Annotated in this window: 11 protein-coding genes; 10 read left to right on the top strand and 1 reads right to left on the bottom strand. The window is 33.9% G+C overall.

The window, feature by feature from the left end; genetic code table 11:
- The 7 genes from bioA to OPR17_RS06435 all read left to right on the top strand — a co-directional run bounded on the left by bioA (position 1) and on the right by OPR17_RS06435 (position 12111).
- Positions 1-1281 (top strand): adenosylmethionine--8-amino-7-oxononanoate transaminase, encoded by a 1281-nt coding sequence (gene bioA, locus OPR17_RS06465; RefSeq protein WP_265021569.1) that lies wholly within the window; start codon positions 1-3, stop codon positions 1279-1281.
- Positions 1282-1636: 355 nt separating this feature from the next.
- Complete coding sequence (locus OPR17_RS06460) at positions 1637-1996, top strand: hypothetical protein (protein WP_265021568.1); 360 nt, start codon at positions 1637-1639, stop codon at positions 1994-1996.
- The gene (locus tag OPR17_RS06455) at positions 1959-2888 is read left to right on the top strand and encodes a hypothetical protein (protein WP_265021567.1); all 930 of its coding nucleotides are present in this window, start codon (positions 1959-1961) and stop codon (positions 2886-2888) included. The genes OPR17_RS06460 and OPR17_RS06455 overlap by 38 nt, the downstream gene beginning before the upstream one ends.
- Before the next feature lie 415 nt (positions 2889-3303).
- Positions 3304-5091, top strand: a complete 1788-nt coding sequence (locus OPR17_RS06450; protein ID WP_265021566.1) for an OTU domain-containing protein — start codon at positions 3304-3306, stop codon at positions 5089-5091.
- 11 nt (positions 5092-5102) lie between these two features.
- Complete coding sequence (locus tag OPR17_RS06445) at positions 5103-5711, top strand: hypothetical protein (RefSeq protein ID WP_265021565.1); 609 nt, start codon at positions 5103-5105, stop codon at positions 5709-5711.
- Between the two features lie 128 nt (positions 5712-5839).
- Complete coding sequence (locus OPR17_RS06440; protein ID WP_265021564.1) at positions 5840-10366, top strand: ankyrin repeat domain-containing protein; 4527 nt, start codon at positions 5840-5842, stop codon at positions 10364-10366.
- A 38-nt stretch (positions 10367-10404) separates the two neighbouring features.
- Positions 10405-12111 carry an ankyrin repeat domain-containing protein gene (locus OPR17_RS06435; protein ID WP_265021563.1) on the top strand — a complete coding sequence of 569 codons (1707 nt, stop codon included), beginning with the start codon at positions 10405-10407 and terminating at the stop codon, positions 12109-12111.
- A 357-nt stretch (positions 12112-12468) separates the two neighbouring features.
- Here the strand turns inward: OPR17_RS06435 and OPR17_RS06430 are convergent, their stop codons facing one another.
- Positions 12469-13410 (bottom strand): Rpn family recombination-promoting nuclease/putative transposase, encoded by a 942-nt coding sequence (locus OPR17_RS06430; RefSeq protein WP_265021562.1) that lies wholly within the window; start codon positions 13408-13410, stop codon positions 12469-12471.
- A gap of 120 nt (positions 13411-13530) precedes the next feature.
- On the opposite strand from OPR17_RS06430, the gene OPR17_RS06425 reads away from it, so the two are divergent.
- From OPR17_RS06425 to OPR17_RS06415, 3 genes are all read left to right on the top strand, one after another.
- Positions 13531-13791 carry a helix-turn-helix domain-containing protein gene (locus OPR17_RS06425; RefSeq protein WP_265021561.1) on the top strand — a complete coding sequence of 87 codons (261 nt, stop codon included), beginning with the start codon at positions 13531-13533 and terminating at the stop codon, positions 13789-13791.
- Between the two features lie 3 nt (positions 13792-13794).
- Positions 13795-14451, top strand: a complete 657-nt coding sequence (locus OPR17_RS06420) for a helix-turn-helix domain-containing protein (RefSeq protein ID WP_265021560.1) — start codon at positions 13795-13797, stop codon at positions 14449-14451.
- 184 nt (positions 14452-14635) lie between these two features.
- Positions 14636-15292 (top strand): JAB domain-containing protein, encoded by a 657-nt coding sequence (locus OPR17_RS06415; protein ID WP_265021559.1) that lies wholly within the window; start codon positions 14636-14638, stop codon positions 15290-15292.
- The last annotated feature ends 67 nt before the right edge of the window (positions 15293-15359 follow it).

The following is a 15359-nucleotide window of genomic DNA, read 5'->3' as shown; positions in this document are numbered from 1 at the left end:
ATGAATTTAAGCAAACGCGATAGAAAAATTATATGGCATCCTTTTACGCAAGAGAAAGTAGCTAAACTTCCAATTGCAATTAAAAAAGCCCATGGGTCATATCTTTATGATGAAAATGGCAAAGCATACTTGGATCTGATTTCCAGTTGGTGGGTAAATCTGCACGGTCATGCTCATCCCAAGATCGCTCAGGCTATATATGAGCAAAGCATGACTTTGGAACATGTAATTTTTGCAGGGTTTACCCATGAGCCTGCAGTAACGCTTTGTGAAAAGTTGAAAACTTTATTACCAGATAAATTATCCAGATTTTTCTTTTCAGACAATGGTTCTACTGCCGTTGAGGTAGCACTAAAAATGGCCTATCAGTATTGGTGGAATCAAGGTAACCGTGAAAGAACTACTTTTCTGAGTTTTGAAGGTGGATATCATGGAGATACATTTGGCGCGATGAGTGTAGGCGTTAAGTCCGGCTTCCATGACGCATTTTCAAATCTGTTATTTTCTGTCTTAACAATACCTTTTCCAGAAACCTGGGACGAAGATGAAGAAATAGAAAATAAAGAGGAACATTCTCTTAAAGTACTAGAGGGTCACTTACGTGCTGGTTCTCACAAAATTGCCGCATTAATTCTAGAGCCTTTAGTACAAGGGGCAAGTGGTATGAGGATGTGCCGTCCAGAGTTTGTTAGAAAAGTTGTCAATTTAGTACGCCGGCATGGAATTTTGATAATTTGTGATGAAGTTATGACCGGCTTTGGACGTACTGGTACTTATTTTGCTTTTGAACAAACTCAAATTATACCTGATTTTTTGTGTATTTCTAAAGGATTAACAGGAGGTTTTCTTCCGCTTGCTCTCACAATTACTACCGAAGAAGTTTACTCGGCATTTTTAAGTGAACATTTTACTAAAGCGTTCGTTCATGGTCACTCCTACACTGCCAATCCCCTGGGTTGTGCAGCCGCAATTGCTTCTTTAGACTCGTTAGTTAAACACGATACCATGGAGTCAATTAAGAGGATTCATAGTATACATAAAAAGGAATTAGTAAATTTGTCTGAAGCTTGTAAGAACGTCGAGCGTGCACGTGTGACTGGTACAATAGCAGCTTTTGATGTTCATGATGCACAAACACTAAAGATAAAATTTTTAGAGCAAGGACTTTTAATCAGGCCACTTGGTAATTCAGTTTACTTACTACCGCCTTATTCAATAAGCACTTTTGAGCTTGAAGAAGCTTATAATAAGATCAGAAATATTCTCAGGATTTTTTCATAGTGACTTTACCTACCAATTCCAAAACGAACAATTCTCACCGCCACTGGTTTTGAGCGCTGAAAATGGTTATTTTACTTGAGGTTTTAATAATATATTTTGCTAAATTAATACTAGTTTATTTTAGAATAATAACTAAGGTACACTTATAAAAAACAGAATTTAAAATAAACAAAACGTCATGTATCTCTCATATTAAGAGGCTTTTGTTGAGAGTTATTCAAGTCTAAAAAAATTTTTTAAATTGAGGATTGACAAAACTTAGAAAAGGGATATCTTACTCAAAATGGTGTCAAGTTACTATAGTGTATGTTAGACGTAACAGTTTCCATATTTTTTCATTCATAGAGGGGTGATTATGCTGCATTCAGATATTCCAAAAGTTTTATTTTCGTCTATTAAAGAAGATGATCCCTATAGAGCATCTAAGCTTTTTCAAATTGAACGCTGGTGCTATGCAAATTGGGATTTGCACGAAATGGCTGGTAAAAAGAGACACAATTTTCTTGCGCATGTGTTATCTAATGAGGATTGTTGGAAAAAAGTAGATAATTTACACGGAGTTAAGCTTGATAGACAGGTGGTTGGCAAAAAGCTGATAGTGGAAGGTAGTCCCTTTAGTAACTCTAGCTATAAAATTGCCTGTCGTTGCTGTCTAGAAGAAGATATTATTGCTTTATTTGAGGAAAGAAAAAAAAAGCCTATCAGCTCAAGGTAAGAGTAGTCTATTGGAGTATGAGCACTTAGTTAGGTGTTGCGGATCTGGTCTTTTAGCGCAGTTTTGGTCACATTTTATCAGCGGTTATATCTCTAAATTAAATTTAGATGGCTGTCATCCATATGAGTACGGGCTTAAATGTGCTATGAGTTTTAAGCAAGAGCAGGCAGTGGAATTCTTCTGGAATAAAATAAAATCATTACCTGAAGATGAAATCAGCGCACAGAAAAAGGATGAAATCTTCATAAAGACAGCAGTATATGCAGCAGGTAGTCGTTGTAATAGTTATCCTGAAATATTTGAGTTTTGTTTCAGCCAGATAAGCCCTGATAAATATCCAGAACTTCTAAAAAGAGACTTAGCTGAAAATGGTTATTATGGTAGTTTAGATACGCTACAGGGTGCACTTCGCTTTGATCAATTTCAAAGATTGTTTGATTGCTTAGGGTCGAGTGATGTTTTAGAAGGTTGTTATTGTATTTGGTTAAAGTATATAAAAGAATTAGAAAATTATTCAGAGTCTTGTGTGGGTGCAGGGGTAAAGCTTTTTATGTATATGTGGACGAAAGAGGGATTTGATAGCCATCGTGCCTTATTATTAAATAAAGAGATGAAGAGTAGTTCAGTATTTCAAGGAAGATTGTTAGCTCCTTTAATTAATAGAGGTTGTATGGAACCAGTATGGGCAATATTAGATAGAGCTAATTCTGATCAAATCAAAGAATTTATGGATTCTAGACAAGCGGGGTATATACGATCTATGTTGGAAAAAAGAGATACTGATTCACTGAATAAGTTTCTAGCGTATGGAAAGTCTACAACTGAAGAGCTTAATAGCTTAACTGAGGTTAAATTAAGCAAAGTATGTGAGCAATTAGAGTTGGGTAATTAAGAGATATTATAAGGCAATTCTATAAAACAGGTGATGGTTTCTTGTTAATATTTTAGCCTGTTTAGTTTTTGTTAAAAAGGTGTTGCATTATAATACAAATGTTATATATCTAAGTTAGTATGCAGGTAAAAACAGCTTATATTGTTGATATCTCTGATAATAAATAGTGGGTTTGGTATAATGTAATGAAGAGGGTTTTATGTTTAAGACACAATATCTAACAGATCATCAAAAAAAAGAAGGCATTAATTCAGGGATTACTGAATTATCGGATGAAATATAATATATAGAGCAAGCTAAAGAATTTCCTCAATTCAAGCGTTATCGAAGGTCTGATGTTGATTCCGAAAGTGAAAGTAGATTTAAAAGAATCGATGTTCCAGGAGATGGTAGTTGCTTATTTTGGTCTGTTACTATGGCTTACTTAATACCTGTCAGGAACGATAATGCTCTATTTCGACAAAGGTATGAAGCTCTATTTGGAAATGAAAGAGCTGTAATTCAAAATTTAGATCATATTAGGAATTTGGTCAGGAATTTTAGTACTGCGAATTATGATGATACATTTGCAAACTTAGTAAGAAATGTGTTTCGCAATCGAGTAGTTGATCATATAAGTTCTCATGAAAACGAGTTTAGAAGTTTTGTTGAAGGTGAAAGTGGACGAAGTTTCAATGATTACTTGGAATACATGAGAAATCCTAATACTTGGGGAGATGAACCTGAAATAAGAGCAATGAGCGAGATGCTTAGTGCAAGGATTAGTGTTTCTGGTGCAACAAGAAGCCAATATGGCGATGGAAGTATTCAAATACAATTATTTCATGTTGGTGCACCAGGTAACCGAAACCATTATAATTTTGGTCTTGAAAGAAATATTATTGATAATGATAAAGAGCTTGCAAAAGGCTTAAACTTAAAAAGAGTCATGGGTAAAGAAAGGCCACAAGATTTTGAATTAATACAGTTATTGATAGAGGAAGCAGGTAAAGAAGTTGGAACAAGCAAGAAAGAAGGGGATTTTAGATCTTTTGAAACAAGATTTCAATCATTTGTGGATCAGATTCCATCTTATTTACACTCTGTAGAAAAAGCAGGATTTTTTACACACTTCTTCTTAGGGAGCTTTTCTACTTTGCTGGATACAGAAATTGCAGAAAAGTTAAATATTAAAAAGATTTATTTTAGTTTTGATACTTCGAAAACTTTAAAAGTAGCTATTGTCAAAAATGGTCAAATTGGAAATGCTGAAGACGCGATTAATAATATAGATTTATTTTCCATTTCAGAAGGTAAGCGTGGCCATCAGTTTACTGTTAATGAATTGGAGAACATATTAAGAAATAATATAGATAGAGGTAGGATTAGAGATCGGAACGTTGAGCAAAATATTAAGAATGAAATTCAAGATAGAATAAAATCCAGATTAGTACAGATCTATAAAGGAAAGGATGGTATTTTTGTTGATATGGAAACTAAAGGGATACTTGATTCTGCTACTAGCAAAGAATTTCATGAAGTAGAAAAAGGAATATGTAGTAATCCGGAAGGTGATATAGCTGGGCTAAGTTCTAGTAGAGAGATAGGAGTTAAAGAATCTCTTGAGGGAGTTCTTGGAGAGATTAGTAAAGTTCATTCTAAATATGAAAACTCATTAATCTATGATAATAGTGCACGTGAAGCAGCACATCATGGATTTATGGTAGGCGTTTTCATGAATTTCCACTATAGGTATAATCTTAGAGTTTATCCAGAGCAATTTGCAGGTAGGGGTTATGCAGATATTATCCTTCTAGCTCGTGGTCCTGACCGTGCATTGGATTCTATTCCTATTATTATTGAGTTAAAAGCAGGAGCAGGTCCTAATGCCACTCCAGATAAGGCTTTGCAACAAGCAGAAAAGTATGCACAAGGGTTTCAACCAAATGTTCAGCGAGTTTTAACTACCGCAGATAACATTTTATGTGTTGGTGTAAATCTTGATAATCCATCTCCTGTCTCTGACATTAGGGTATCGAATCGTAATGAAAGAATAATTCCTCTTTTCCAAGATATGTTAAAATCCTCTGATGATTGGGATACGCAAGAAATCTACACAAATGCACTAAAAAAACGAATAAAAATAATATGGAACGTATCTATCACACGTTTCCTGGTACATCGGAGAAGGGAGATAATCATTATTTTAGCAGGTTTTTACTAGGGCAATCACTATTGTTAAATAGAGTTGAAGATTTAAAAACTGATTTTAAAAAATACATTTTTATCTATAGAGACAATATACCTACCGAGGTACATCCTAATCTTCGTGGGCCTGGACGTTTAGCAGCTGAAAGAGCCAGGGGGAGATTGTCAGCTAACCTTGATGCAAGCCATGCAGTTGTAACAATGGTGCTTATTCCAGAAAATAAGGAGAAGTTGGTTTATGTGATGAATATTGTTGAAGCTAACAGAAAAGATGTTTTGAACGTGCTGAATGAAGAGCTCCCTCTTGATAGATTAAATAGAGAAATAGGGAATAGGGAAATAGTCGAATTAAATCTTAATTTTGATACTAGATATAAGTCAGATTTTAAAAGATATCTTACTATTTGGGCTGAAAAATACAATTCTTTACAAGAATACAACAATGGAGCTGAGAGATTTCAAGGTACTTTCAAAGAAGTTCCTTATCCTAGTGAGTTAAAAGAAACATTCGATAAAGCACTAAATATCCAATCTTTATCAATAGAAGGATATAGTAGATTATTAGAAAAATTGGAGAAGGAATATTCCCTTTTAAGACTCTCGTTAATAAAGAGGCTCATTTCCAGGGAATATTGAATGGAGTGTTTAGTTATTATAGCGGCCTAAAATTACAAGAATCTCCAGAAACCAGAGCATTAGTTTTAACTGAGTTTCAAACTGGTAGAGGGGAACGTATTGACATGCTAGTTCATGGTATTAAGTTTGTGGCTCAAGGTGGAAATGCTGAGGAGTACACACCAATAGGGTTGGAACTTAAGACATCAAGGCAGGGTAAGGGAGCCCAGGCCTTATTGGAGGAAGCGAATGATCAAATAAATAAAGAGTATGAAAAAGGTGTAACATATAAGACACTTACAGATGGTGATGAGGTGAAATTCATTGGTGTTGTTTTCGACAAAGGAGCTAATAATGCAGGTTCCCTTATTTTAACAAGCAGAACAAGTGAGGAAGGGTTTATTCCTGTTGAAGTGGATCATAGTTCAGTTTATACGTCACTTGCTGTAAGTCAATGCTCTCTAAGGAGGAAAAGAGCTTTAGAATCTTCATCACCAGAGTATTCATCAAATAAAAGATCAAGGAAGGAAAGAAGTATAAGTATGTCCTGCATAGATTCACGTGATGAAGAAAAGATTACAAAGGAAGAAAAAGAGCAGCGTATCAAAGAGTTATTCAATGCTGACAAGGTAGCAGAAAGAGTAAAGAATATTGAGTTTTATGATCAGCTTTTTAAGGTTTCTCAGAAGATATCTGAAGGTGAAATTATAGACAAAAATGTTGAAGAAGCATTTGTAGCAAAGATTAAAGATATAGATCTAGGTTCAATAGATCCAGAGATTAGGGATATTGTGAAAGAGATAAAGGATAATATAGAAAATAAAGAGGAAATAAAAAATATCCTAAGAAGATCTGGAGTAGCAGAAAAAATAGGAAAAGTAGCAGAAGGTGCAGGTCTTGCCTTTACAGCATTCTTAGTTGGTAAGCATATAGCAAATGGAGATATAGAGGGATTAGGCTACGATGCATTAAATCTCTGGATAATGCCAAAAATTGGTGAAAAAATCTCTGGAAAAATATTAGAGTTAGGAACAAAGCTTGATTCTCAGATGTTGAAGGGATTTGCTCCAGCTATGGGACGTGCTATAGGTAACTTTGCAGCATTTTTAGGGCTAGCAGAATCAATTAAAGCAAGACAAAATGTAACAGATCCTGTAGATATAAAGATTGCTGACCTAAACATCGCAACTAATTCCATCTTTATAGCTGCAGATGTACCTGCAGTTGTTACTGAAACAATGTCGGCTATAGGTATGGAAGCTGGAGTAATAGGAGAATTTGCCGGTCCGGTTGGCGCTGCTATTTCAGTTGCTGTAATCATTATAGCACAATTTGTAGAAGCAGGACTTGAAGTAGAAAAATTAGAAGAACATATAAAACTTACAGATCAAGAGAAACATGACTTGTATTGGGATTTCTTTCTTGATAAAAAAGTGCCAGATTATATAGGAAATGATCTGCAAGCAGAAGAAATATATAAACAGTATATATCAAAGATCTTAGATCAATTTAAGGGTAGTTATGATAAAATAGCCATATCATTACCTTCTATACTTCTTACAGAAGAAAAATACCTTGATGGATCTATTTTTAGGAGAAAAAGAGAGGTGATGCAATCAGATGATGCTTCTACGTATTTGGGAATAACTCCTTGTTTCCGTCACACAAGAATAGTTGATAATAAATTTGATTTTCGATTGATAACACGTGTTTCAGATATCTCTCTCAATGTAAAGAGTGGTAACAACCATATTAGCAGGCTTCTTCCAAGTACAATGAAAAATTATAGTGCTATTTGTGGTCCTAAAGGGGATGATGTTGATCTAACAGTGATAAGTGAAAAAACCTTACAAAGAGTAGAAGGTGTGGCACAATGCGGTTACAGATCAGAGTATGAGAATATGGTATTGTCTACAACAGTGAAAAAAGTTTCTTTAAAAGAGTATCTGCCTGGTTGCCAGAATGCAATTATGTATAGTAAAAGCAGTTCTTCTAGGCTGCCTGCAAATATGTTGTTTTACATACCTAATAATGATGCTTTTATAAATGTGACTTCTAATTATACTATTGATGTTATTTTTAATGGTAAGAATATACTACTTAATAGTTATGGAATCGATAATCAGGGGTCTAGTGTACAGAACAGGTATTATTTTACAGATCAGTTAAGTAATTGTGATATTCATAAACAAGGAACAAATTTCTTCTACATAGCAAAGGATAATTTTGTATGTAATTTAGGTGGATCTTCTACTGGACAAAATAATATAGTTGTAACACGAGGTAATTTTGCAGATTCAGAGAATATACACTCTGTCATTGGAAGTAGCAAAGCTAATCATATAGAAGTTTCTCATGCAGGTTATGTAGACGGTAAAGGTGGAAATGATGTAATAATAGCAAAAAACTTTACTGCAATAAAGGGTTATTTTGGTGATTCTATTTATGGGAAAGGCTTAGTATTATTGCCGATAAATTTTAGTGATATAGGTAGTATGACTCATGCTAATAATATAACAAATATCTACAATAAAAGTGGAGCTTTTATAAGTGTAGATAAACAAACATCAGTAAAAACAGCAGATGGTTCGTTTGTAACTCCAACAAAAGTAGACATTAATACTGATAGAGTAACAAATGTGCACATAACAAAATTAGATAATAAGTTGGATAATCTGCGAAAAATGGACAATTCAAACTTTAATATCACAAAGCGATTATCAAGTGCTAATTATCATAGTACTATAGGTAGTTCCAGTAATTATATTTTTTATCCTGATAAAGAACATCATAATTTTTACTGGGAAGCTCCAAGTAATATAAGTCATCTTTATCTTTTCGATAACAGAAACGCTAATATTACGATTGCTCAAGCAAATGGTATATTAGATTTTAGCCAATTAAATTGTACATTAGATGATATACCATTTATGGAAAATAAAAAAGGAGAAATAAAGATTAATAAAAATGGCCTAAATGTAACCTTGCTACCAGATTATAAAGATGTCACAGTTACATTTGATGGGCAAGAATATTACAAACTTCAGGATGGAGAATTAGAGCGAGATTATTGCTCTCATAGCTTGAAAATAGATGGAAGATTTAGCGTTAATGGTACTGACCTGTTAAATCATCATAATTGTTTCACATTTGACTCAGAAAAAGTACTTTTTTTAAAGCTAAATAATAATTTGCTATTGTTATCAGATAGAGGGGCATTATCAATATCGGATTACTATTCTTCTGTTCATAAAAACTGGGATTTATCCATAGAGTTGAGAGACAAAATTATGGAACCAGAAGAATTTGGAGAAAGAGCTGATGAATTTAGTTCTTTCAGGTATTACCAACCAGATGAGCAAGGGTTACAGATTTATCATAATCAACCTGTTAACAAGAATGATATTGGTTTAGTTGATTTGAAAGATAAGTCTATATTAGATTTCAATATGAGAGTTATGAATGATACCTTATTGCTATCACATAAAAATAACACTCTTGTAAAAGTAGAGAACTGGAATACTTATCAACCGGCAAGAGAAATGATGTTCGGGTTTAATGATGCAACAGTTTCTAACTCAAAGTGTATAGCTTCTACTTGTAACTCAGAAGATGTTGTAGTGGAATTTAATAAGGAAAAATTAGTTTTATCGACCGAGCAGCTATTTGGTGCTGTAAAGCAAAACAATCTTAGTAAAGTTAATAATCTTCTTAATATAGGTGTAGATATTAATATTAGAGATAGACGTGGTTGGGCACCTTTGCACTATGCTTCTGATAACGATAATAAGCTTGATACATCTAGGGCAATTTTAAATCTAAATGCTAATATTGAGGCTAAAACTAATATTGGAGAAACACCTTTGCATATAGCAAATGCTTATGGTCAATTGAAAATAATTGAGCTTCTTATAGATAAAAGGGCTAACATTGAAGCTAAAACTAATGATGGTTTAACACCTTTGCATTATGCAGTTTTCAAAGACAGGCTTGATATAGTTAGAGTACTTTCAAGTCGAGGGGCTAATATTGAAGCTAAAACTAACGATGGAAAAACACCTTTAGACTTAGCTATTCAAGGGAATTATACAGACATAGTAGGATTTTTAAAACAAACAGAATTAGACAAAAAATTATTGACTGCTACAGAAAATGGAGATCTCTCTGAAGTCAAAAAATTTGTTAGTCAGGGTGCTAATGTTAATGCTATAGATGTGGGCATTTTTGGTAGGAAACCTATACACATTGCTGCTGAAAAAAATTACAAGGATATTATAGAGTTCCTTCTCGGTAAAGGAGTAAGCGTTGATGATACCAGTAACTATGGTTGGACACCGCTACATTATACAGCATGGTGGAAAGGCTGCTTAGAAGTTGCTAAGTTTCTCGTTGACAAAGAAGCTAATATTAATGCTCACAACGTTTATGGCAGAGAGCCTATCCACATTGCTGCTGAGCGCGATAATAAAAATATTATAGAACTTCTTCTCGATAAAGGGGTAAGTATTAATGAGGTTGACAAAGACAGCTGGATGTCTCTGCACTGGGCTTCTTGGAATGGCCATCTTAATATAATAGAATACCTGGTAGGTAAGGGAGCCAACGTCAATGCTAAAGATAGGAATGGTAAAACACCGCTAGATCTTGCTAGAGATAAAGGACATAATAATTTGTAGAATACTTACAACAAACACAATTAGGTCTAGATAGGCAGTTGTTAACTGCAGTACAAGGTGGTAATCTTAATGAAGTTAAGGATTTTGTAGTTCGAGGCGCTAGTTTAGATACTCAAGATAGTAATAATGGTTGGACACCTATAGTCTATGCCGCTCAGGGAAGTAAATGGGATATGGTCAAGTTCCTTATAGCTCAGGGTGCCAAGTTTAATAATGAGATCACAAATCAAGGAACACCCTTGCACTTTGCAGCTCAAAAAGGTAATTCAAATATGGTTCAATTTCTTCTTGATAAAGGTGCTAATATTGAGGCTCAAGATGCATACAATAGGAAACCTTTGCATATTGCTGTTGACGCAAACAGGTTGAATGTAGTAAATCTACTTCTTGACAGGGGTGCTAATTTAAAGGCTACAGACATGTACGGCAGGACATCTTTAGACCTAGCTATTCAAAAGGGTTACGAAGATATAGTAGAAGTTTTGAAACAAAAACAATTGGATCTAGATAAAGAATTATTAATTTCTACAGAAAAAGGAGATCTTGAAAAAGTTAGAGACGGTATCAGACAAGGTGCTAACGTTAATGTTCAGGATGGGCAGGGTTGGACTCCTGTGTTCTGGGCCATTCAAAAGAACAATTTTAATATAGTTGAACTTCTTTTAGATAACAATGCTGATATTAAGGTCAAAGATAATGAAGGTTGGACACCTATTCATTGGGCTGTGCAGTTGGGTTCATTAGACGTCGTTAAGCGTCTTGTTGAAAGAGGTGCTGATGTTAATGCCTTAACTGCTGACGTTAGAACACCCTATGATTTGGCTATCAATCAGAATTATAGAGAAATTAAGGAATATTTAAGGAGCAAGTCTGCAATTCCATCTTCAGCGTTGATTTATCATATTATCCCAGCTGATGATAGTGTAAGACAACGCAAACGCCGTCATCACCATGGAGATCATGCTCGTCATCATATGTCAAGAAAACTTCTTGCTATGAATTTAAGTAGTCAACCTGAGATAGCAGTAAGTAGTTCAGCAAGGCCATCTTCATGGGTAAATAATTTGTTTAGTTGGGTGAAAAGCTCTGTGGGTGAGTTATTTTATTCTAGGGCTGCTTTACCTAAGGAAAAATTAAATACTAGAAGTTCAATATCACAAGTAGATGTACCAATGGATGTAAATAGTACAATAATGTTACTTGATATACTAGTTAGAAAGGTTACAGGTCAAAAGTATATTTCTACAGCAGATCAGTCTATATCTCCACTAGAAGCACAGGGCTATGCACTCAATATTACAAAGGGATTTGAGAAAGTAGTAGAGCAAGCTGGATTAAAAAGTGGTGTATCAATGCATCGGTTAAATATTGATTTTGTGGAAATACAGAAAGAAGTTACAGGAAAAATCATGAGTGGTAAATTTGATGAGATTTTAGGGATTTTAAACTCACATCTAGAGAAAGCATGTCCTGGTAGGGAAGCAGAGTACCCTGGTAAATTAAGCGAGAAAAAGTTTAATGAGTTTATGGCTAAATTTAATAAAGGATTAGATGTAATAGTAAATCAATCAATACAACAGATATTACACAAAAGAGATGATACATTAGAAGTTGATGGTGCAAAGCAAATGAGTTTAGAGCCTCAAAGTTATTTAAGTAATGCTTCTATTCAAAGCCATTCAAAAGTATCAACTTGTCTTTCTGAGATAAGAGTAACCAAGCTTAGAGGTAATCTCAATAGGTAGGTTATAATATAAGAGGTGGAGCTATAATATGCCAAGTAGTGGAAAATTTAAAGTGAGGGTAGCCAAAATAATTAGGGAAACCAGTAGCAAGTTTGATGATTTTAATACTAACATGAATGAAGTAGGAATACAAGACTAGAGTTGGGGAATAAATGGTTAATGTACTATCCATATTAAACTTACAGTATGTATCTTTGATATGGAAGGCTGAATAGGAGGGTTAGTCATGGTAGTAATCTATGTTATTTTATGTATAATATTTATAATTGTTTTAGAAAGTTCACTAGACTCTTAATTATGTGGTATGTTCGACTTAGGAAAGATTTTCATCAATATTGAAGTGGATAAGTAGGAATATTATGTTTTTTCCCTGAGTTGTAAAATTTCAGAATGAGAGAGACCAGTAATTTGAGCTATCACATCAATAGAGACACCGGCCTTAAGTGAATTTTTTGCAACTTCAATTTTACCTTCAATTTTACCTTCAATTTTACCTTTTTGATGGCCGATTTGGATGCCTTCTTGTCTACCTTCTTGTCTACCTTTTTCTTGACCTACTTTAAGACCCTCATCAAATTTTTGAGCGAAAGCAGCGATCTCATCCATTATGCGTTTTTTCATTTGTTCATATGCTAGTAACTCTTCTTCTGACCAATTAAACTTATTCATCTCTTCATAAGCTCGTTTTATTATTACGTCACTACCAACTATTTTATCTAGGTCCTCTTCGCTTGTTTCTGCTGCATATCGGAAAAAATAACACCATTTTTCTACTATATTTTCTAATTGATCTTCCTTCGTCTTTGTAAATTTTGGTAATTCTATGAATACGAAGTAAAAATCCTTTAAGTCATGTTCAAAACTATTTTGATCTAAAATGACATGATTAGATTTGTACTCAGACTTATCTGGAAAAATAATACAATCAGCAACAGCAATAAAGATAATTTCCTTGAGATTATGATAATTATCACCTTGATCAGCTTGACTTGAGTAGGCTTTAGCAGCATAATATTGAGCACGTTTTTCGAAGCCTTTGGTCTTAGTGAACTGCATTTCTATAATATATCTGGAACCTTGAGAGTCTTTACAAAGAACATCAACAATACTCTGCTTTTTAGCGGCAATTTCAGGGTCCAAAATGGTAGCTAAGAATTCAACATCGTGAATAGCAGCTAAACCAGTAAAGCCTAAAATATCGTTCAAGAAATGAATGAGGATATCTTTATTCTTTTTAGTGCCAAATATTCTTTTAAAGGCATAATCATTGCGTGCATCAAGAAATTTCGAAAGAGCCATGAGAAAAAAAACTAAAAAGCATTAATAATTATACACAATTGTGAAGAAATATTCAACTAAAATTGAAACGTAGAAGTTTTTGTATATCTTTATTTGGTAGTATTAACCTATATAATATTTATGGCAAATATTTCAATAAGGTATCAGATAGCACAAAAAGTAAGGAGCTGGAGATTAAAACGAAAATATACCCTGAAAAACTTAGCAGACAAGGCAGGAATAAACTATCATACACTGATAAGATATGAGCAAGGAACATGTGGTATTCCAGTTGAAAAGTTAAAAATCCTAGCAGAGTCGTTATCAATCCCTATTAGAAATCTATTTCCTAGACGAAAAGTACTAAAAGAGAGCAGTTGTTTTGACGAAGCTAGGAGCTAGGAAATGTATAATTTCATAGAAAAAACAGGAGGACATAAAACAATTTATGCATTAACCAAATCTGTCCGAGCTGAGGAAGAAAGTAATATAAAAGCAGCAAGAATAAGAATTGCAAAGAATCTAGTTAAGGCAGGGTTTGATACTGAGATTATCTATCGAGCAACAGGCTTATCAATTGAAGAATATGCTGATAAAGAGAGTATCGGTTGTGCAAGCCAAAACGGAGGACAAGAGATCAAGAAGTGGAGGATGATAAAAGGATATACACAAGAAGAATTAGCAAAAAAGCTTAATGTAGGACCCTCGCAGATACATCATTATGAGCAAGGTAGTGTTACTCTTTTAAGTGAAAGGTTATGGGAAATAGCAAAAGAATTATCAGTAGATGCTGAAGATCTGATAAAGGAATACAAAGAAAATGATTGCGAAGATGGTGAAGCAGAAAATGATTTATTAAGTTGGGCGAGGGAATATAGAAAAATTGACAATCAAGAATCACGAGATGAGCTAAATATATGGGCAGAATTTTTCTTGCAAAGAAAGCAAATTTACAAAGAAAAGATTTACAAAACAGAGGAAATGAAAGTTGCAAATAATTTACTTCAGTTAGGTTTTTCTACTGATGTTATTTCTAAAATAGTAACAACTTCTTTTACATAAAGAATTAATTTTCAATTAGATAAAATAAGTATCTGTTAATATCTTGGCTTATTCATGAAAAAATAAGTAAAAAGGATTGAAAAATTGATTTGACTTCACTCAAAAGCTATGGCTCTATGCCAATGCTGATAAAAAACAGCAGTAAATATCTAAAAAAGTTTGTTGTTAGTGAAAGGTACATTATATGAATAAAAGTAAAGAAGAAATCGAATTCAGAATATTAGAAAGCAAAGGCAAAGCACTACTTGATCGTGAAATAATGGAAACGTTTCTAAGTGCAGTACATGAAAGGCCAAAAGCTCAGGAAATTGCTAAAAATCTGGTGAATACTTATACAGGAGTAGGAAGAATTTTAGGCCGAGAAATGGATGACCTGAAAGTTATAGAAGGAGTAACTGATTCTGCAGTAGCAATGATTATGTGCGTTAAGGAAACACTAAAAAGGGTACTGAGAGAAAAGCTTAAGAGTGAGCCAATAATGGACTTACAAGGGCTAGTAGAGTACTTAAACGTCAGTATAGGTCATGCAGAGAGGGAATGTGTAAAAATACTGTACTTGAATAAAAGGCGTCAACTAATTGGAGAAGAATCCTATATTGGTGAAATGGAAAAAGCACCAGTGTATATAAAGGAGATTACAAGAAAAGCATTAATAAAAAATGCAACATCAATAATAATGTCACATAACCATCCTGGAGGGAGTTTAGAACCATCAGAAAAAGATCAAGCAGTAACAAAGAGCTTAGCAGCAGCGTGTAGTACTGTAAGCGTTAGATTATTTGACCATATTATCATCACAAGTGGAGGCTATTTCAGCTTTCGAGAAAACGGATTGTTATAGCAGAAAGTATTTGCAAATCTACTCGCTATAATTTATAATGAGTAATAGAGTGTATAAACTAAGGTTT

Origin of the sequence: Wolbachia endosymbiont (group A) of Icerya purchasi (genome assembly GCF_947251635.1) — a bacterium.
GTDB classification, from domain to species: Bacteria; Pseudomonadota; Alphaproteobacteria; order Rickettsiales; family Anaplasmataceae; genus Wolbachia; species Wolbachia pipientis.
The sequence above is the reverse complement of the archived record's forward strand: the minus strand, read 5'-3'. Positions and strand labels throughout refer to the sequence as shown.